Raw genomic sequence first — 19,202 nt, 5'->3', positions numbered from 1 at the left:
TGGGTGGCCGCGGTGGCAGGTGACCGCGGCCACTCACTTCGGATCGAGGGTTGGCAGAACGAGGAAGTCTACCGCCACCGGTTTGGCTTAGACGACCGCCAGGCGGAACACGAGATAGAGGCCTCCCGCGAGCAGCATGGACACCGGCAGGGTCAGGAGCCAGGCCAGGGCGATGTTGCGGACGGTTCTGCCTTGCAGGCCCGACCCGCTTGCGGCCATCGTGCCGGCGACGCCCGAGGAGAGGACGTGGGTCGTGCTGACGGGGAGGCCACCGAGGTCGGCCAGGCCGATCGTGCTCATTGCCACGAGCTCCGCGCTGGCACCTTGAGCGTAGGTGAGATGGCTCTTGCCGATCTTCTCGCCGACGGTGAGGACGATCCGCTTCCAACCCACCGTGGTGCCAACCCCAAGCGCGGTGGCCACGGCCATGAGGACCCACGTCGGCGAATACTCGATTAAGAGCTTCATCTCCGCCCGGCACTGCTCGACCGCCTTCCATTCCTGGGTCGAGATCCCCGAGTGTTTCGCTCGCTTCAAGGTGGCAAGCCCCTTGCTCAGTTTCAGCAGGTCGGCCCGGACGCGCCAGCGATCCCCCTCCGGGATCGATCGGAGGGTGGGATACCGTTCGAGGGTCGCGCGGAGGTCGGTCAGCCGATCGAGCAAGGCGGAGACCCCCGGGATCGATTCGCGCTGCCGGAGCAGGCTCTCGAGCTGTGCGGCGGCCGCGACCGTCTGTTGGACTTGCGACGCGCTGGTTTCGGGGTTGAGGGCGTAGTGCGCGGGGACGACGCCGATCAGGATGAGCATAATCAGCCCGATCCCCTTCTGGCCGTCGTTGGAACCGTGGGCGAAGCTGACCCCGGTGCAGGTGGAAACCAGGACGGCGCGGATCCAGAACGGCGGTGGCCGGTCTTCGGGGGGAGCCGCGTACAATTCCGGGCTCCGGATCGTCGCTTTCAAGAGGAGGTAGAGGCCCGCCGACAGGGAGAAGCCGATCAAAGGAGAGAGCAAGAGCGAGAGCCCGACCTCGCCCGCCTTGTCCCAGTTGACCCCCTCACCGAAGACGTGGCCGGGCAACAGGGAGTTGGCCAGGCCCACCCCCACGATCGCCCCGATCAGGGTGTGCGAGCTCGACGTCGGCAGCCCCAGGAACCAGGTTCCGAGGTTCCAGAGGATCGCCGCGATCAAGAGTGCAAGTACCATCGCCAGGCCCGCGCCCGACCCGGCTCGGATCAGCAGGTCGACCGGCAGGAGGTTGACAATACTGAAGGCGACCGCCGTCCCGCCCAGGTAGACGCCGCAGAAGTTGCAGAACCCCGACCAGAGGACCGCCGGCCAGGGCCTCAGCGACTTGGTGTAGATCACCGTGGCGACGGCGTTGGCCGTGTCGTGGAATCCGTTGACGAACTCAAACCCCAAGGCGATCGCCAAGGCCACGATGAGCAAGGCCAGCGAGCCACCACTGAGGGAACCGGAACCGTTGAATAAAGCGAAAATCATGCCCGGTCCGATCCGCGACCTCGAGAGGAGGTGAGAAAAGTCAGATCCGCATTTTACAGCCCCGACGGGGCGACCGTTTCTACCCAGAAACCCAAGTCCCGGGAAACGACGGATGCACAAATGGTATTTTATCGCGCCCACGGGAGGACGATCGAAATCGCCAAGGCTTTCCGCGGACGGTCGCTGGACGCCACGGGGTCCCAGTTGGAACCTGTGGCGCCTGGCAGAAAGTTTTTGTCACTGTGGACGTGCTGAGTGAGATTCGTCGAGGAACCGTGTTGGCTCTCCGGGGGAAAGCTTCTCAGGAGTCGGTTTGCGATCGGTTGTCCGTTCTTCCCGGCTCATTTTTTCTCGGACCAGACGGCCTTCAAGTTGTCGGACGCCTGCTGCCGCAGCCCGTTGTCGTTGAGGATGTCCTCGGTGGCGCGGAGGGCCTCCTCGCGGTTGAAGACGATCGTTTCGGAGGCGCGGTCGTCGAAGCTGATCGTGATGTACTTGTCGGTGGCGTCGCGGATGAGCTCGACGAGGTGGCGGATGTTGCGGACGCGGGTGCCGTTGACCTCCTTGATCACTTTCATGAATGGGTTTGAATACCCCTTGCTGGTCGGGTGCGGAAACATCGGCGCGGCGACCACGACGAGTTCTTCGCCCTCGAAGTTGGGTCGGTCGCCCCGTCGCGTGGCCATCGGGCTGCCGATGGCGCTGAAGAGCGCGGCGGTCCGATCGCCGAGTCCGGCGAGAATCTCCGACGAGACGGGCGAGAAGACCAAGGGGCCGAAGACGAAGTACTGGGGGTAGTGGCCGCGGAGCGACTCGATCAGCATCTCGTGCTTCGGGCTGACGGGCAGTTCGATGGTCGTCGGCTTGCCGTCTCGGATCACCGTCAGGGGGACCTTGCCGTCCTTGGCGAGCTTCTGGATCAGATACTGGAACCGGAGCCGGAGGTTGTCGCGGACCTTGACCATGCCCACGTTGTCGACCTCCTGGTCGCCGATCTTGGTGATCAGGTCCCACTCTTTGAGCGGGTACGACGCTTCGTCGTTGTCGGGCTTGTGGACGACCATGCCCGTGGTCTTCTTGTCGACCTTGAGCATGCTCCGGAGGGCCTCGTTCTCCAAGGTTTGCAGCACGTCGTGCATCGCCGGCTTGCCGTCGTACTTGCCGTCGGCGACATCCTTGAGGAACAGGTCGATCTCTTCGCTCGGGATGATGTAGCCGATGTTGTCCGACTGGTTGAGCCGGCTAAAGATCAGGCCGATGAGCTTGTTGTCGACCAGGGCCGGTCCCCCGCTGTTGCCCGGGTTGATCGCCGCGTCGACCTGAATGCGGACCCCCGCAGCTTGCTCGTTGTAGGGGGCGAACTCGATCCGCGAAACGATCCCCTTGGTCACCGACAGGCTGGTCCCCCCCTGGGGATAGCCGTAGACCAGGACCGAGTCTTTGACCTCGGGAAGCGCATCGATCCGGGTCAAGGGGGGGCGCTTGTCGAAGAACGACTCGTCTTCGAGCTTGAGCACCGCGAGGTCCATGCCGGTGCTGATCGCCTCGACCGTGGCGGCCAACTTGTCGCTCGACTGGTGCGACTCGACGAACAACTGGCTGGCATAGAGGACGACATGCGCGTTGGTCAGGATCCGTTTGCCGTCAATGATCACGCCGGTGCCGCTGACGTCGCGCGGGCTCTGCTTGGTCCACGGCTTGACGATATCGGGAGGCCGCATCGTCGCCGAGACCTTCACGACCGACTCGCGGATCGCACTCTCCTCGGCGTCGCCCTCGCGGGCCAAGCAGGGGGCTGAGAGCAGTAACATCGTTCCGACGAGTAAGGCCCGGGCAGTCCGTTTGTCGTGCATCGCTTGGGGCTCTTCTTTGTTTTTTGCGGATTCCGTGTCTGGGTTGCGACCGCGCAGCGGGCGAAGCGCCGTTCGTCGGAGACGATTCGGGGCCAACGACCCGACACTCTCAAAGTGTGCGATCGATCGGCCCACATCTTACAACGGGTCGAACCTCTCGCGTAAGAGAGTCGCCGAGAACCCCGGCGCGGCGAAAAGCCGCGCCGCGGGGCACCGTTGAGGATGGCACCACGACGAGGGAAGCCCCCGATAAGACCCTTTTTCAGACAGGCTTTCAGCGTCGCCGGAAGCCGCGGTTGAAGTTGCGGTTGAAGCTGAAGTTGTAACCGCCGCGGTTGAAGCCGTAGCCGTAACCACGGAATCCGCCTCTACCGCCATAAAAGCGGGATCGTCCGTAAGAGCCGAAACCGAAGTTGTTGTTGATCCTCGGATAGTAAACGGGCGCGAACTGGTTGAACTGACTTCGGGTCATGGAATAAGGGCCGTAGGGGACCCCGACCTGCGCCTGCGCTTCACGGGTGCCAACCCCGACCAACCCGCCAATCGCGAGCACGATGACTGCTCCCGTCCGCAACGCCGTTCTCATCGGATGCTCACTCCCGTATCGAGTGCAACCTTAGCTTAGGGGGGGACCTTCCCCCTCCCGTTAACCGCGACGATGTGCGGCTGCGCACTTCGCCTACCTGTTGCAGATTAACCAGGCGCGATCGTGTCAACAAGAGAGTCGGCCTCACTTGGAATCGCCCCCGATGATGCGTCGACAGAGGTGTCTGGCTTCCTTCCCCCCCTCACGCTTTCCGGTTTTCTCGATGTCGGGAGACACAGGGGCTACAGCGGTTTACCGTCGGAAGGCGCACGGGTCATGGCGACCGAGCCGCGCTCATGGGTCGCCGAGGTCGCGGACCCCGAACTTTTGGCGTTCGCCCTCGGGGCCGAGACCTCAGCGACAAGGATGCGAGCGCAACGGGGGCCGAAACTCCAGTCACCAGGATGTGAGTGACTCGAGGGTAAACCGCTGTAAGGCAGCCCGGGGCAACGCCTCGGGAAAAAATAATAGGGTCTGATGAGAAAGAGAGGGTGGGGGGGGACGGGCTCGTCATACCCGTTGGGGACAGGGCGTCGCTGGGAGGGCGACGCCCTGTTTTGGGCGGGCCTCACTACTTCTTACCGCTCCGCAAAGTGAAGACCATCTTGTCCGTACCGCTGGGGGCGACCTTGACCGACAACTTCGAGTTCATCCGGTCGGCGTAGCGTAGAGGCAGACTCTCGCGGTAGGGGGTTTCGATGGGCGGAAGGTTCTTGTCGGGAGGGATGTCGAAGTGCATATCCTGGGGAAGCACCAGCTTGGAAATGATGACTCGGTACTCACCAGGGGGCAAGCCCTCTTCGCCGAAGGGGGTGGTGACCACAAAGTGGCCCGCCTCGTCGGAGGAGGCGGCCCCCCCCTGACCATGGGTATCCCCGTTGGGGACGAACTCCAGAGCGGCCTCGGCCAGCGGTTTGTCGTCCAGTTTCACCGTGCCGGCTACCGGAGCCAGCGATGTGCTTGACTTCTGTCCCTTGGCACAGCCGGCCACTCCCAGAAACACCAAGGCAATCGCCCACGTCGCCGCCCAGGGTCTCCGGGTGGCGAGACCGCTTGTGAGATTCTTCATGATTACCCTCAGTAGCTATCCGATGAAACCACGCCGCCATCGGCCATGAGCGAGAGCTTGGTCAGGACGACGATATCGGTGGTCTCCTTCAGGAAGACCACGCTCCCGTCACCGCGGAGCGCATTGGCCCCGCCGGGGTGCAGGCTGCCTCCCCAGGCCCACGAGCCGAGTCGGCCCACCAACCGGGTGGTCGGATACCCGGGGTATTGCCACCTGTTGATTCCCAGGCTCGGGTCCACACCGGTCTCGACCCAGCCGCGGAACGCCCATGCCGACGCGTCGCCGTTATAGACGTCGAACGTCTTCTCCATCATCGCGATGGTGTTCGACGTGCCGTCTCGGACCGCCGCGATGGTGGTGTTGCTGTTCTCGCCGAACATCATTCGGCCTTGGGCCGTGGCGCTGGTCCACTGGTTGCAGGTGTAAGTGGCAACGTTCGCGAAGTCGTAGCTGGTTTTGTACCCGCGATAGGCACCGCCGTTGACCGGTGAGTAGTAGGGGGGATTGGAACTGACCTTCGTCAGCTTGTCCCCAGTGTCGGTCGGGCAGATCAACATGCCAATTATCGTCATTGCCACCGTGGTGTTGGCCAAGGCCGACCCCAGCACGTTCCCCTGGGTATTCGTGCCGGTGCTGGTGCCTTGGATGAGGTCGGACATCGGCAGTGAGAAGTTGATGGCGTTGTAGAGCGACTTCTGTTCCATGAAGGGCAAGAGCGTCGCCATGCCGTTCAGGTTCATGACGTTCTCCCCTTTGTGGTTCGCGACCGGCGTGCCGTTTTGGCACCAGCCGTAGTTCGCCCCAGCGAAGGTGAACGCGGAATTGGTGCTCTCGTAGTTGTGCAGCGCGAGACCCAGTTGCTTCAAGTTGTTGACGCACTGGGACCGGCGGCTCGCCTCGCGGGCCGCCTGGACCGCGGGCAGCAGCAGGGCAATCAGGACCGCGATAATCGCGATCACCACCAGTAATTCGATGAGCGTAAAGCCACGAGAAGCGCGCATTGCGAACGACCTCCTAATGAGTGAGGAACAGCAAGGAAGCCAGCAAGACACCTTCGAGCCCACTTGGTAGTTCCCTCTCCAGCGAGGGAGAAGCGGAAGTGCGAGTTGCAAAAAAGCACGTGCGCAAATTCAAAAAACATCGAAAAGCCAAAATGAAAAATGATTGCGAAGTTTTGGAACACTGACCTGCCATCGAGGCTCTAGTGTATTCGACGCTTGTATTGAAGCGAGCGGCAAATGGTCTGTGTCTCTAATAATAAACATTTAGGGAAACAGTGATATCATGGTCTTATCCAATTGGCGTTGGCGAATTGCTTGCTTGGGAACGTGCGAATGTCGGGGAGGAGGGGGGGGCGCGCCTCGATGCGTCGTAGGGCTTACTCATGCCTTTGTTCAGGTTCGTTCAAAATTCGGCCTGACTCTCGGCCCGGTTTGATTCGGCAGCCAAATCGAGGCCCCTCTGAATGGTCACCACCCCTTCGACCACGCGGGTCGAAACGCGATGGGTCGTGATTCGGACGCGCCCGGCAAGCAACGCCTTGGAGAATTCCCTTGGCCGTGTTGGTTTTTGTTGACGTCGATCCTGGGAGGGCAAGCCGACCCGCTTTCTCATGACCCACTGGCAGGTGACGATGGCGAAGAAGCGAAGCAGGGGCGCGCGGTGGTCTCAGACCGGGGGTTCCCTTGTGCACCCCCTCGGGAGCCCGGACCGAGGCCACGGCCGCATCGCGCGGCGCGACCGTCGAGCCGATCAGGATCGGGTAGACCGGAATGCCGCGGGCCGCCAGGCGATCGATCGTCGCAGCCGAGTCCCCCGGCGCGTTCTGGCGCCCGTCGGTCAGCAGGACGATCGCGCGCACCGGGGCGTCGCTCTCGCGGATCGCCCCGGCGAGGACGGGTTGCCAGCCGGTCGTCGAGGTTGCGGGGTCATCGGGGTTGCCTGGTTGCTTGAGCGTCTCGGCCAGAGTCGCCGGCGCGGATTCGCGGGCGAAGGCGACCGCCTCGACCTCGTGGACGCGGTCGATCGCCGCCGCCCTTGGCGGCCAGGAGCCGCCGGGCGATCTCCCGGCGCGAGAGGTTTTCGGCCCTTCGACTTCAAGAATCCGGGCCGGTGCTGGAGGAAGACCAACCGGGATGTGCAGGATCATTCAGGAATAAAAACGGATGAACATGCAAAATTGTCTAAATTGCGAGTTTGATGTGGTGGGGAGGCCGGGCTCGTCATACCCGTTGGGGACAGGGCGTCGCTGGGAGGGCGACGCCTTTGTTTCAAGCAGGCCCTGCTGCTGCGATCATTGTGATTGCTGTTGCTACTTCTTGCTGCTGCTGTTGCCTCGGCTCCTCAGGGTGAGGCTCACCTTGTCCGAGCCGCTGGGGGCGACTTTGATCGTCAGCGTCGAGTTCAGCCGGTCCGAATACTTCGGCGGCAGGCTCTCCTGGTAGGGGTTGTCGGCGGGGGGGAGGTTTTTGTCGGGGGGGACGTCGAAGTGAAGGTCGGGGGGGAGCACCAATTTGGAAACGATGACCTTGTAGTCGCCCGCGGTCAGACCTTCTTCGCCGAAGGGGGTGGTGACCTTGAATTGCCCCTCGTCATTGGTGGTGGCGGCCCCCCCTTGACCTTGGGTGTCCCCGGTTGGGATAAATTCGACCACTGCCTCGGCCAGAGGTTTCTCGTCCAAGGTCACCTTGCCGGCTACTGGGGCCAGCGCGACGACCGAGGTTTGTTTTTCTCCACAGCCAACCACGCCCACGCCCACTCCCAGACACCACAGGGCGAGTGCGGGCGCTGTCGCTCGGAGGGGCCGAGCGGCGCGATCGTTCGTCACGTCTTTCATGATTTTCCTCAGTAGCTATCCGATGAAACCACGCCGCCATCGGCCATGAGCGAGAGCTTGGTCAGGACGACGATATCGGTGGTCTCCTTCAGGAAGACCACGCTCCCGTCACCGCGGAGCGCATTGGCCCCGCCGGGGTGCAGGCTGCCTCCCCAGGCCCACGAGCCGAGTCGGCCCACCAACCGGGTGGTCGGATACCCGGGGTATTGCCACCTGTTGATTCCCAGGCTCGGGTCCACACCGGTCTCGACCCAGCCGCGGAACGCCCATGCCGACGCGTCGCCGTTATAGACGTCGAACGTCTTCTCCATCATCGCGATGGTATTCGACGTGCCGTCCTGGACCGATGCGATGGTGGCGTTGCTGTTCTCGCCGAACATCATTCGGCCTTGGGCCGTGGCGCTGGTCCACTGGTTGCAGGTGTAATTGGCAAAGTTCGCGAAGTCGTAGCTGGTCTTGTACCCGCGGTAGGTCCCGCCGTTGGCCGGTGAGTAGTACGGGGGATTGGAACTGGCCTTCGTCAGCTTGTCCCCAGCGTCGGTCGGGCAGATCAGCATGCCAATCATCGTGATCGCCACCGTGGTGTTGGCCAAGGCTGAGCCCAGCACATTCCCCTGGGTCGTGGTGCCGCTACTGGTGCCTTGGGTGAGGTCGGACATCGGCAGTGAGAAGTTGATGGCGTTGGAGAGCGACTTCTGTTCCATGAACGGCAAGAGCGTCGCCATGCCGTTCAGGTTCATGACGTTCTCCCCTTTGTGGTTCGCGACCGGCGTGCCGTTTTGGCACCAGCCGTAGTTCGCCCCGGCGAAGGTGAACGCGGAATTGGTGCTCTCGTAGTTGTGCAGCGCGAGACCCAGTTGCTTCAAGTTGTTGACGCACTGGGACCGGCGGGCTGCCTCGCGTGCCGCCTGGACCGCGGGCAACAACAGGGCGATCAGGACGGCGATGATCGCAATCACCACAAGCAATTCAATGAGTGTGAAGCCTCGACGAGCGCGCATGAGTACAAGTTCCCGCGGATGAGGAAAGAGATGAAGATAACCCTGGTTTTCGAAAGGCTTGGCGTTACCGTCCCTCGCGATTGAGGAAAGGGAAGTCACAAGCTAGGGTTGGCGGCACCCTCTCTCGGGAGAAGAAAGGGAAGGTGCGAATGGAGCGGGGCGAGAGAGACTTCGAAAACGCAATTCAGTGGGGTGGGTAAGATCAAATGATAACGAGACAGGAGAGATTGGTCTCGTCGATGACACCGGAGTATATTCGACACGCTCGCGGATGCAAAACAAAAATATCTCGCGAGTCAAACATTTTATGGGGACGCGGTGACATCCTGATCTGAACGATTCACAAACAAAAGAATTGGTTGGCAATTGATATGGTGTAATTTTGTGGGATCGGTTGTCCCGATGATCGTTGTCCATCACCTTGATCACCAACCGGTTGCGACGATTTTGGAGGATGATCGCCGCGAGTTGTCATCATTCCCCACGGTGGGATTGGCCCTGCCCGTCGGGCCGTCGTGATCGCGATCGATCTCAGGGCAAGCCGACCCGCTTCCTCACGACCCACTCGCAAGTGACGATGGCAAAGAAGAGGAGCAGGGCCGCGGGGTGGTCCCAGAGTGGGGTTTCTTCGGTGCGGACGGTCGGGCGGGTGCGGGAGCGGAGCAGGGGGGGGAGGCTGTCGGCCTCGAAATCGGCGAGGACGCGGCCGCCGGTGGCGACGGCGAGGCGGGTGGCCGGTGCGCGGTCGACGGCCAACTCCACGCGCTCGGAGGTGGCGTGGGTGACGACTTCGAGGAGGGCTTGAGCACTCGTGCCGCCGTCGTTCAGGTGCAGGGCCTCGGTGAGTTGGGGGACGTCGAGGCGGATGACGTACCGGCCGAGTGGGAGCGTGGGGGCGTCGCCTTCGTAGGCGCGGGGCTGGCCGGGGACCGGGCGAAGGGGGACCACGGCGACGGCGTCGCCCGTGGCCTGCGGGTTCGCGGTCGTTCCGGCCTTGAAGACGCGGGCCGCGATCAGGAGGTCGGGCCCCGCGCCGAGGATCCCTTCGGCAATTCGCGCCTGGAGGCGGACCGGTTCCCCGTCGGCGACTCGCGGTCGGACCGGGCCGAACCGGACGAAGGCGTTGCCGGCCGCCAGCTTGCCCGAGGCCGCCCAGCGCACGGTTTGGCCCCAGAACCGATGATGGTAGGCGTCGCCCACGCGGTAGCGCCACCGCCAGGTGCCGTCGGTGCCGATCCAGAGGACCTTGCCCAGGCCATACGCCTGCGCGGCGATGACCGCCGTCGCCTCGTCGCCGGCCAGGGCCAGGGTCGTTGCGCCTGGTTTTGGCTTGCCGGCCAGGGCCCAGGGGAGCCGGGGGAGGCCGGCCCAGAGGAGCCGGCTCTGCTCGGGGTCGGAGCCGAATTGGAGCATCGGCCAGGCGGCGGAATCGGCGCTCGCGGGGAGAGTCGGCAGGACGGCCGCGCCGGGAGGAAGGCTCGAGGAGCCGGGGCTGGACTGGCCCGGGTCGATCGCGACGGGCCGGGGGGCGAGCACCGGCAGGAGCTTGCGGGCGGTCTCGTGGCTCGCAAGGGAGGGCCAGAAACGCGGGCCAGGGCTGAGGATCAAGGTCCCCCCTCGCTCGGAAACGTACGACTCGAGGCGCGCCCAGGTGTCGGGCCTGAGGTCGGCCGGGTCGACGTCGCCGAGGACGATCGCGTCGAAGCCGCCGAGCGGGTCGGTCAGGTCGGGCGCAGAGCCGGGCTCGGGCCGGGGGGGGAGTGTGGTGCCGTAGGTGGTCTGGGTGGAGACGCCGGTGGCTTCGGGCTGGTGGAAGACGATCGCCTCGACCTTGACTTGGGGGTCGCGGGCCAGGGCGTTGCGGAGATAACGGAACTCCCAACGGGCTTCGCCATCCACGAGCAAGACGGCCGCCTTGTCGTCGGACACCTGGACCGAGACGGTCCGGCGATCGTTGTCGGGCCGGACGTCGCCCTCGAGTGGGCTGATCGCGATCGTCAGGGGGACGGTGCCCGACTCCGTCATCGGCACGCTGAAGCTGACGACCGGCCGGGCGACCGAAGCGGTCTCGTCGGGAGCGCGGACCTGTCGCCGCAACGGCGCCGCACCGGGGCGTTCGAGCGTGACGGCCACCTCGCGCCCGGCGTAGCCGTCGAGCTTCAGGGTCGCCTCAATGCTGGCGACGTCCCCCTTGTACACCCCCTCGGGAGCCCGGACCGAGGCCACGGCCGCATCGCGTGGCGCGATCGTCGAGCCGATCAGGATCGGGTAGATTGGAATGCCGCGGGCCGCCAGGCGATCGACCGTCGCGGTCGAGTCCCCCGGCGCGTTCTGGCGCCCGTCGGTCAGCAGGACGATTCCAAGCACCGGCGCGTCGCTCTCGCGGAGCGCCCCGGCCAGAACGGGTTGCCAGTCGGTCGTCGAGGTCGCGGGGTCGTCGGGCTTGCCCGGTTGTTTGAGCGTCTCGGCCAGGGCCGCCAGAGTCGCCGGCGCGGACTCGCGGGCGAAGGCGAACGCCTCGACCCCGTGGATGCGCTCGATCTGGTCGATCGCCGCCCCCTTCGCGGTCAGGAGCCGCCGGGCGATCTCTCGCCGCGAGAGGTTCTCGACCGACTCTCCCGGGCTCATCCGCAAGGTCTTGGCCAGGCGCTGGCGGTCCGTGCCTGGGCGGTCTGGATCGGCCGTCGTCATGCTCTCCGAAACGTCGACGGCGACGATCACCCGCCCCTTGGTCGTCTCGCGATAGGACCGCGACGCGATCGGCTCGAAGAGGGCGAGGACCAGGACGGCCGCCGCGGTGAGTCGCAAGCCGAGCAAGCCCAGCCCCGTTCGTCGCGAGACGAGCCGTCGCTCCTCGCGGTAGAGCACCAGCAGCAAGACCAGGGCGATTCCCCCGGCGGCGACCCAGAGCCAGCCCAGGCTCGCCCCCGCCAGCAGGAGCCGCCGGCTCCCGAACAGATTAAGCGTCATCGTGGCCGACCCCCTGGCTGCGGACGAGGCGGCGGGTCAGGTAGACTTCGAGGCAGAGGCCGGCGAGCGCCGCGAGGATCAGGCCGCGCCAGGCTTCGTGGCGACCTCCGCGCTCGGCTGCGAGCAGGCGGGACGCGAGCCGCGCCGGGTCGGCCTCGAAGACGAGCGGCCAGCCTTGGGCGAGCGTCGCCGCTTCGGCCGGCTCGAGGGGAGTCGAGTCCGACTCGCGTCCATCGGCGAGCACCGAGGCATAGGCGAAGCCGCCGGGCGGATCGGGCAGGGTCAGGCGATAGACCCCTGCCTCGTTGGTGTCATCGAAGCGGACCCGGACGGAATCGAGGGCGCGGACGACCGGCAGGCTGACGCTGGTTCCCGCCGGCGTCTGGAGTGTCAGGGCCGTCAAATCAGCCGCCGGGGGTGGGTCGAGATCGACCACCCAGGGCTCGCCCGGGTGAAGCGTTCGCGGTTCCCGGCCGCCGGCCAGGTGGAAGACCCACTCGTGGACCAAGGGAACGAAGTCGGGGTTGACCGGCAGAGTCCCCGCCTCGGCGTCGAGGGGCGCTGCGAGCAAGATCACCCGGGCCTTGCCTTGGGAACGCTCGACGACCCAGGGGTCGCCGGTGTCGAGCCGGGCGGACACCGAGGCCCCGGGCGCCGGGGTCAATACGCGATAGGCGAAGAGGTCGGCCTCGGCCAGGGCGGGGGTCTCCCCCGGGGCGAACGGACCCATCACCGGGCCGGCAAACGTCCGGGGGGCGGGGTGGGCCAGCGTGGTCCGCGAACCAGGCTCCCCCTTGAGCGCTCCTAACTGCGCGGGGATCCAAGGTTGAGTATTAAAAGCGTCAATATTTGTACGGTCGCCAGGGGCGACGAGCAGGCCTCCGCCCGAGTCGAGGAAGCGGTCGATGGCGGCCGCTTGCTCCGGGGCGAGGCGCTCGACGTTGGCCAGGATGGCCACGCGCTGCCCTTTCAGTGACTCAGGTGTCAATGCGTCGAGAGTGACCGACTGAGTCCGGACCAAGGGGGCGTCGTCGCCGGTCGGTGCCAGGGCCGCGCGGAGGAAGTCGGTTTCGCCGTCGAGTGGCTCGAGGCCGGGTTCGCCATCGACGAGCAGGACGGGGAGGGCCGAGGCGACCTCAATCGGGATGGCCGACTCGTCGTCGGCGGCCAGGGCGTCGTCACCGCCGACGAGTCGGACGGCGAGCAAGTGGGCGCCGGGGGTTGGCAGTGTGGTGCGGAACGAGAGCCGGGTCTTGCCACCGGCCGGGACCGGCCCGGCGGCTTGCGCCTGGCCAGGGACGGGTCGGCCGTCGACGAGCAGCTCCGCGGTGCGGGTCAACGGCCCTGGGCCGGCGTTGGAGAGCGTGGCCGAGACCACGACCGGCAAGCCCGGCGTGACCAGGGTCCGGGAGACCGAGAGCGGGCCAACCGAGCCGTTGGGAACCTCGGGCGCGGCACCCGCGCCGAAGGCGATCGACCAGACGCGGGGGGGGATTGGGAGCCGCCTTTGGAGGTCGCGAACGAGGGCCCAGCGCCCCGATTCGCCGGGCCGCCAGGCGAACCGCTGGCCGTCGGTCAAGACGATCACGTCGCGCCCCGGGTTGCCGGTTCGCTCGAGGATCCGGAACGCCTCGGCCAGGGCGGTCGGCAGGTCGCTGGCGCCTCGCCCCGGTTTGAGGCTCGCCAGCGCGGCGTCGACTTTGGCCCGGTCGAAACTGGGCGGGTCGACCAGTCCGCGGACGCGGTCGCCGGCGACCAGGACGGCCACCGAGTCCCCCGGCCGTAGCCGGGTCAAGAGGGCGCGGGCCCACTGGACGGCCAGGTCGTGCGGGGTCGAGCCTCCGAGCGTGCGGCCCATGCTCGCCGAGCCATCGATGACGAGGACGACGTCGCGCGGGGGGGCCGACGCGGCGAACCCGCCGCCCACGGCCGGCGCACCCGACCAGAAGGGGCGTGCCAGGGCCAGGGCCACGAGCGCCAGCAGGGCCATCCGGGCGAGCATCAGCAGCAGTTCGGTCAGCCGGAGCTTCTGGCGGTCACGCGGGCCGAGGTCGAGGAACTGCATTGCCCCCCAGTCCACCACCGGCTCGCGGCGGCGGTTCAGGAGGTGGATGACCACCGGGACCGCCGCGCCGAGCAGGCCCAGGAGCATCGCGGCGTTGAGGACTCCTCCGCTCACGTGCGACCGCCTCCTCGCCGCGACCGCGACGACAAGTAGTCGAGCAGCGTCGATTCGACGGACTGGGCGGTCGGCGCCTCGTGATAGTCGGCATTCATCCCGCGGATCCGTTCCTTCAAGGTCGTCCGGAAGGCGTTGAACCGCTCCAGGTAGGTCGCGCGGAGCGAGGCCGGGTCGACGCGCTGGCTGTGGTCGAGCCGTTCGAGGTTGCGGAACCGCGCCGGGCGGCGGAACGGAAACTCCTGCTCCTCGGGAGCGAGCGTGTGGAAGAAGAGGACCTCGTGGTGGCGATGCCGCAAGTGCCGGAGCGCCTCGGTCAGCGGGTCGATGGCGTCGAACCCGTCGGAGAGGATCACGATCAGGCCGCGGCGGCGGATCCGCTCGGCGAGGGCGTTGAGGATGCCGCTCAGCGGGGTTTCGCCGCCGGTGTTCGTCTTCTCGAGCACGTTACAGACGACCGAGAAATGGCCGGGAGCCGACCGCGCCGGGATCATCGCCCGGACTGTGCTGTCGAACGTGACCAGTCCCACGGCGTCGCGCTGACTGATCATCAAGTAGGCGAGTGCTGCGGCGAGCCGTCGCGCGTGCTCGAACTTCGAGACCGTTCGCCCGGCGTAGGCCATGCTCCCTGACGAGTCGACGACGAGGTAGGCCTTGAGGTTCGTCTCCTCCTCATACTCCTTGACGTAGTAGCGGTCACTCTTGCCGAAGGCCCGCCAGTCGATATGCCGGATCTCGTCCCCGGGCCCATATTGACGGTGCTCGGCGAACTCGACCGAGAACCCTTTGAACGGGCTCCGGTGCAACCCCGACATGACCCCCTCGACCACCAACCGAGCGATCAACTCGAGCCGGCCGAAGCGTGCCAGGGCGGTGGGGTCGATCCCCGCGAGTTCGGCATCCGGGTCTTGTGGGCTGGCGGGCATCGGCAATGGAAGGTTCTCTGTCAAAGGGGAATCGGGCAGATTTTAACCACGAATAACACGAATGACGCGAATGAATACGGGATTAAAAAAAAATTTGAATTCATTTTAGTTGAGATTGCATGTTTTTCGTATCTGATTATTTATGTCATTCGTGTTATTCGTGGTTAAAATCTTGGATTTTTTGCGGACGCGCCTTCTGTGGGAGCGGCGACGTCTTGCAAGAGCTGCTCGATCACCTTGTCGGAGTCGATCCCGTCGGCCTCGGCGTGGAACGTCGTGACGATCCGATGGCGGAGGACGGGCTTGGCCACGTGGCGGATGTCGGCGATCCCGGCGTGGAGTCGCCCCTGGAGCACGGCCCGGGCCTTGGCGGCGAGGATCAACGACTGGCCGGCTCGCGGCCCCGCGCCCCACGAAACGCACTTGCGGACCATGGACGACGCTTCGGGCTCATTCGGCCGGCTCGCCCGAACCAGGTCGCGGGCGTAGATGAAGACATGCTCAGGAACAGGGACCCGCCGCACCAGGTGTTGCAAGGCGACGATCTGTTCGGCCGAGAGCGTGACCTTCGTCTCCGGGGTCTCGTCTCCGGTGGTGCGTCGGAGGATTTCGAGCTCTTCGGCGGCGGTCGGGTAGGGGACCAACACGTTGAGCATGAACCGGTCGAGCTGCGCCTCGGGGAGCGGGTAGGTTCCCTCTTGCTCGATCGGGTTCTGCGTGGCCAGGACGAAGAAGGGGTCGGGAAGCGGATAGCTTGACCCTCCCGCGGTGACGTGTCGCTCCTGCATCGCCTCGAGGAGTGCGGCCTGCGTCTTGGGCGGGGTGCGGTTGATTTCGTCGGCGAGCACGATGTTGGCGAAGATCGGGCCGGCGATGAACGTGAATCGGCGCCGGCCGGTCTCGGGGTCATCCTGGAGGATGTCGGTCCCGGTGATGTCCGACGGCATCATGTCGGGGGTGAACTGGATCCGCCGGAACGACAGACTCAAGATTCGCGCGACCGTGCTGACGAGCAAGGTCTTGGCCAGCCCCGGCACTCCCACGAGCAAGACGTGGCCGCGGGCGAAGAACCCGGTCAGCAACTCGTCGATCACGTGGTCTTGGCCGATGATCACCTTGCCGATCTCGGCCCGGAGCCGGCGATAGTCCTCCCCCAACGCAGCGACGGCCGCAACCTCATCGCGGGACGGCTCGGGTCGGTCGGTCGTCATCGTCATGGGCGCGTGGTGCTCCGCTCGGGTGTCGGTTCATCGGCCTGCACCTTGAAGAGCATGGCCAAGGGCAGGTGGAATCCAGGCAAGAGCGGGGCGCCGTCGAGGGTGTCGCCGACCTGAAGGATCTTGACCTGGTTTGGCGACTCGTAGAGGTAGACGGTTCGCGCGTTGGGGTAGACGACCCAGACGTACTGGACTCCCGCCCGGAAGTATTCATCAACCTTGGCAATGATTTCGTTGCCTGTATTTGTGGGGCTGTTCACCTCAATCGCGAGGTCGGGGACGACGTCCCAGGCGGCCGTCTGGGGGGCGCTGCGATTGTAGGGCCAGCGGGCGTCCGAGACGAATGCCACATCGGGACGACGTTGGAGATTTCGGACGCGATCGATCAGGAAGAGGACCTCGCCGACGACCTTGCCTAGCTTATGAGTCTCGGCGAAGGTGAGGAGATAAGCCACAAGCCGCGAGGCAAGCTCCCCTTCATATGCGCCCATCGTGGCTTTCTCCACAACCTGCCCGTCGACCACTTCATAGAGGGTATCGTCAGCGATCGAAGGTGCCGGCACAACATCGGATCGCGGTGAGGTTACAGTCGCCATGGGGTTCCCTCCTCTTTGCTCTTTGCGAAAAATGAGGAATATGCCGTGGATTCGGGTGTCACTCGGCCTGCTCCTCGAAGAGCGCGGCCAGGGGCAGGTGGAATCCGGGCAAGAGCGGGGCGCCGTCGAGGGTGTCGCCGACCTGAAGGATCTTGACCTGGTTTGGCGACTCGTAGAGGTAGACGGTTCGCGCGTTGGGGTAGACGACCCAGACGTACTGGACTCCCGCCCGGAAGTATTCATCAACCTTGGCAATGATTTCGTTGCCTGTATTTGTGGGGCTGTTCACCTCAATCGCGAGGTCGGGGATGACGTCCCAGGCGGCCGTCCGGGGGGCGCTGCGATTGTAGGGCCAGCGGGCGTCCGAGACGAATGCCACATCGGGTCGACGCTGGAGGTTCCGGCCGCGATCGATCAGGAAAAGGGCTTCACACACGACCCTGCCCAGTTTGTGCGTCCTGGCGAAGGTGATGAGGTAACCCACGAGCAGCGAGGCGAGTTCCGCTTCATACGCGCCCATCGTGGCTTTCTCCACAACCTGCCCGTCGACCACTTCATAGAGGGTATCGTCAGCGACCGGAAGTGTCGGCGCAACATCAGGCGTCTGTGGAGTTACGGTCGCCATGAGGGCTCCTCCGTTGCGGGAAACCGAGGATCATTCCACGTGCATTGTACCAGCACGGCCGAGCAGGCGATATTCGGCCTGTTTTGCATTGCGAACGGACACCGCACTCCGGCTGACTTTGGCAGTTGATTGTGCGTTTTATTGGATTTAAATATTTTGAGTTGTTTGCGTGATTGTGCTCTCTCGGCGATGTTTCTCTAGGGAGGTTCCCTGATCGGCTTGTGTTATCGCGTCACAATGAACCGGTCGACTTCGTTGCCGTCGGCGGTGATTTGCCGCACGGTCAGCATTGTGGCGTCGACGTCGACGACCGTCAACGAATGGGTGTTCGACACGAACCGGGCGGTGAACTCCTGGAGGGAGGAATGGTCGCCCTGCTGGTGGGAGTCGTAGAGCCGCGCGCCGCCGGCGCCTGTGACGAGGTAGATGACGCCGTCGGGGCGGGTCCGGGTCTTGCCGTCGAAGGTGGTGTCGAGCGTCCAACGGCCGTCGACGCGTCCCAGTTTCTCGATCGGTCGGCCGTCAGCGCCTCGGTTCGGAGCGAAGCGAAGCGGGTACGAACGTTGGTAATTGTGGATATGGCCACTGAAAACGATGTCGACCCGATACTTTTCCAAAAGGTCCGCCAGGACGCGCGTCTGCTGCTCGTCGCCGTGAGAGATGGACGAGTGGAACGGGGGCTGGTGGAAGGCGACGAACCGCCAGGGGGCGTCTTGCGCCGCGGCGAGGTCGGCCTCGAGCCAGGCGCGAAGCGTGGGGTCGTTCCAGTCGGTGTAGAGGTTGGTATCGAGGACTGTCCAGTGGGCGTCACCGTAGTCGAACGCATAGTTCGCCATCTTCGGATAGGCGGGTCCGGCGAGGTCGAGGAAGGCGCGGCGGCGCGGCTCGGTGCCTTGGGGGATCGGGGTGTTGAGGGCGCCCACCGTGGCGAGCGGCCCGTTCAGGGGCAACGACCAGACCAGGAAGTAGGCGAGTGCGTCTGGGTAGGTGTCGATGTTGCGTTCGAGCAGGTCATGGTTGCCGGGGGCAACCAGCATCGGCGTCGAGCGCAAGAGAGGCGCACCCGTCGAGGCCCCGAGGAGGTCGTTGTTGTAGATCGGGAAGAACTTGTCGAGGTATTCGGAGAGCCGCCCTTTGGAATAGACCAGGTCGCCCGTCACCAATACGAAATCAGGGCGGGCCAGGGCGGTGCGGTAGGCGATCGCCATCTGTTCATAGGTGTTCGCGCCGCCGTCGCCGAAGGCGACGAACCGGTGCGGTTGCCCGGCCCCTTTGCGGGCGCGGGCTTTGGCCTCGAACAAGGGGGTGCCGTTGCACTTCACCCGGTAAGCGAACTCCGCTCCCGGGGCCAGCGCCGCGATCGTCGTCTGGTAGAACCGCCGCGGGCCGGGACTCAGCCGGGCATCGCGGCGCCAGGTGGAATTCCCCGCCTTTCTCCAGGCGCCGCCGGGAGCATCCCTGGCCTCGACCGCCCAATCCGCGTCATGATCCTCGGCCTGCCAGAGAATCGTCAGGCTCTCGGTCGTCCCCGTCCGAGGCGCATCGCCCAGTTGCACGTAGGGGGCGACCAGAAAACCTCCCCCCGCAGTCCGCGGGCGATAGAGCGGCCCGTCGATTCCGAACAGAAGGCGCCAGGTTCCGACCCCACCCCCCACCAGGCAAGCAAGGACGATGATTGCGAGCCACCGGCGTCTACGTCTCTGGCGGGCATCCATTGAGGACCTCAAGCGGGGAATCGCACTCGACCGAACGGGCCTTGGGGCTTCGGAGGGCGGTCGACGTTGCGGTCGATCGCACGAGATGTCCTAACAAACGTGGCGCTGTTCAACAATGCACAACGCTCG

The 19,202-nt window shown here is 65.1% G+C and carries 15 protein-coding genes; all 15 read right to left on the bottom strand.

Annotated features, from left to right (window positions below; all coding sequences use genetic code 11):
* Positions 1 to 87: 87 nt before the first annotated feature.
* Positions 88 to 1,500: an inorganic phosphate transporter gene (locus BUS42_RS18415; RefSeq protein ID WP_074308589.1), complete on the bottom strand. Its 1,413-nt coding sequence runs from the start codon at positions 1,498 to 1,500 to the stop codon at positions 88 to 90.
* Between the two features lie 341 nt (positions 1,501 to 1,841).
* Positions 1,842 to 3,353 carry a S1C family serine protease gene (locus BUS42_RS18410; RefSeq protein WP_074308587.1) on the bottom strand — a complete coding sequence of 504 codons (1,512 nt, stop codon included), beginning with the start codon at positions 3,351 to 3,353 and terminating at the stop codon, positions 1,842 to 1,844.
* 274 nt (positions 3,354 to 3,627) lie between these two features.
* A complete protein-coding gene (locus BUS42_RS18405; RefSeq protein WP_074308585.1) occupies positions 3,628 to 3,939 on the bottom strand; it encodes a hypothetical protein in 312 nt (103 codons plus the stop codon).
* A 571-nt stretch (positions 3,940 to 4,510) separates the two neighbouring features.
* Entirely contained in the window at positions 4,511 to 5,008 is a 498-nt protein-coding gene (locus tag BUS42_RS18400; RefSeq protein WP_074308583.1) for a carboxypeptidase-like regulatory domain-containing protein, read from the bottom strand.
* Between the two features lie 8 nt (positions 5,009 to 5,016).
* Positions 5,017 to 6,009 carry a DUF1559 domain-containing protein gene (locus tag BUS42_RS18395; RefSeq protein WP_074308581.1) on the bottom strand — a complete coding sequence of 331 codons (993 nt, stop codon included), beginning with the start codon at positions 6,007 to 6,009 and terminating at the stop codon, positions 5,017 to 5,019.
* Between the two features lie 377 nt (positions 6,010 to 6,386).
* Positions 6,387 to 7,157, bottom strand: coding sequence for a vWA domain-containing protein (locus BUS42_RS18390; RefSeq protein WP_074308579.1), 771 nt, complete (start codon positions 7,155 to 7,157; stop codon positions 6,387 to 6,389).
* 162 nt (positions 7,158 to 7,319) lie between these two features.
* A complete protein-coding gene (locus BUS42_RS18385; RefSeq protein ID WP_074308577.1) occupies positions 7,320 to 7,844 on the bottom strand; it encodes a carboxypeptidase-like regulatory domain-containing protein in 525 nt (174 codons plus the stop codon).
* 8 nt (positions 7,845 to 7,852) lie between these two features.
* On the bottom strand, positions 7,853 to 8,845 hold the full coding sequence (locus BUS42_RS18380; protein ID WP_074308575.1) for a DUF1559 domain-containing protein: 993 nt from the start codon (positions 8,843 to 8,845) through the stop codon (positions 7,853 to 7,855).
* Positions 8,846 to 9,376: 531 nt separating this feature from the next.
* Positions 9,377 to 11,815, bottom strand: coding sequence for a vWA domain-containing protein (locus BUS42_RS18375; protein ID WP_074308574.1), 2,439 nt, complete (start codon positions 11,813 to 11,815; stop codon positions 9,377 to 9,379).
* Positions 11,805 to 13,994: a VWA domain-containing protein gene (locus BUS42_RS18370; protein ID WP_074308572.1), complete on the bottom strand. Its 2,190-nt coding sequence runs from the start codon at positions 13,992 to 13,994 to the stop codon at positions 11,805 to 11,807. The genes BUS42_RS18375 and BUS42_RS18370 overlap by 11 nt, the downstream gene beginning before the upstream one ends.
* Positions 13,991 to 14,920 (bottom strand): DUF58 domain-containing protein, encoded by a 930-nt coding sequence (locus tag BUS42_RS18365; RefSeq protein ID WP_074308570.1) that lies wholly within the window; start codon positions 14,918 to 14,920, stop codon positions 13,991 to 13,993. The genes BUS42_RS18370 and BUS42_RS18365 overlap by 4 nt, the downstream gene beginning before the upstream one ends.
* 164 nt (positions 14,921 to 15,084) lie before the next feature.
* Complete coding sequence (locus BUS42_RS18360; RefSeq protein ID WP_074308569.1) at positions 15,085 to 16,137, bottom strand: AAA family ATPase; 1,053 nt, start codon at positions 16,135 to 16,137, stop codon at positions 15,085 to 15,087.
* Complete coding sequence (locus BUS42_RS18355; protein ID WP_074308567.1) at positions 16,134 to 16,733, bottom strand: Uma2 family endonuclease; 600 nt, start codon at positions 16,731 to 16,733, stop codon at positions 16,134 to 16,136. The genes BUS42_RS18360 and BUS42_RS18355 overlap by 4 nt, the downstream gene beginning before the upstream one ends.
* Positions 16,734 to 16,791: 58 nt before the next feature.
* The gene (locus BUS42_RS18350; protein ID WP_074308565.1) at positions 16,792 to 17,358 is read right to left on the bottom strand and encodes a Uma2 family endonuclease; all 567 of its coding nucleotides are present in this window, start codon (positions 17,356 to 17,358) and stop codon (positions 16,792 to 16,794) included.
* A 224-nt stretch (positions 17,359 to 17,582) separates the two neighbouring features.
* Entirely contained in the window at positions 17,583 to 19,073 is a 1,491-nt protein-coding gene (locus BUS42_RS18345) for a metallophosphoesterase (RefSeq protein WP_074308562.1), read from the bottom strand.
* Positions 19,074 to 19,202: the final 129 nt, after the last annotated feature.

This window comes from Singulisphaera sp. GP187 (assembly GCF_900129635.1).
Lineage (GTDB): Bacteria > Planctomycetota > Planctomycetia > Isosphaerales > Isosphaeraceae > Singulisphaera.
The sequence above is the reverse complement of the archived record's forward strand: the minus strand, read 5'-3'. Positions and strand labels throughout refer to the sequence as shown.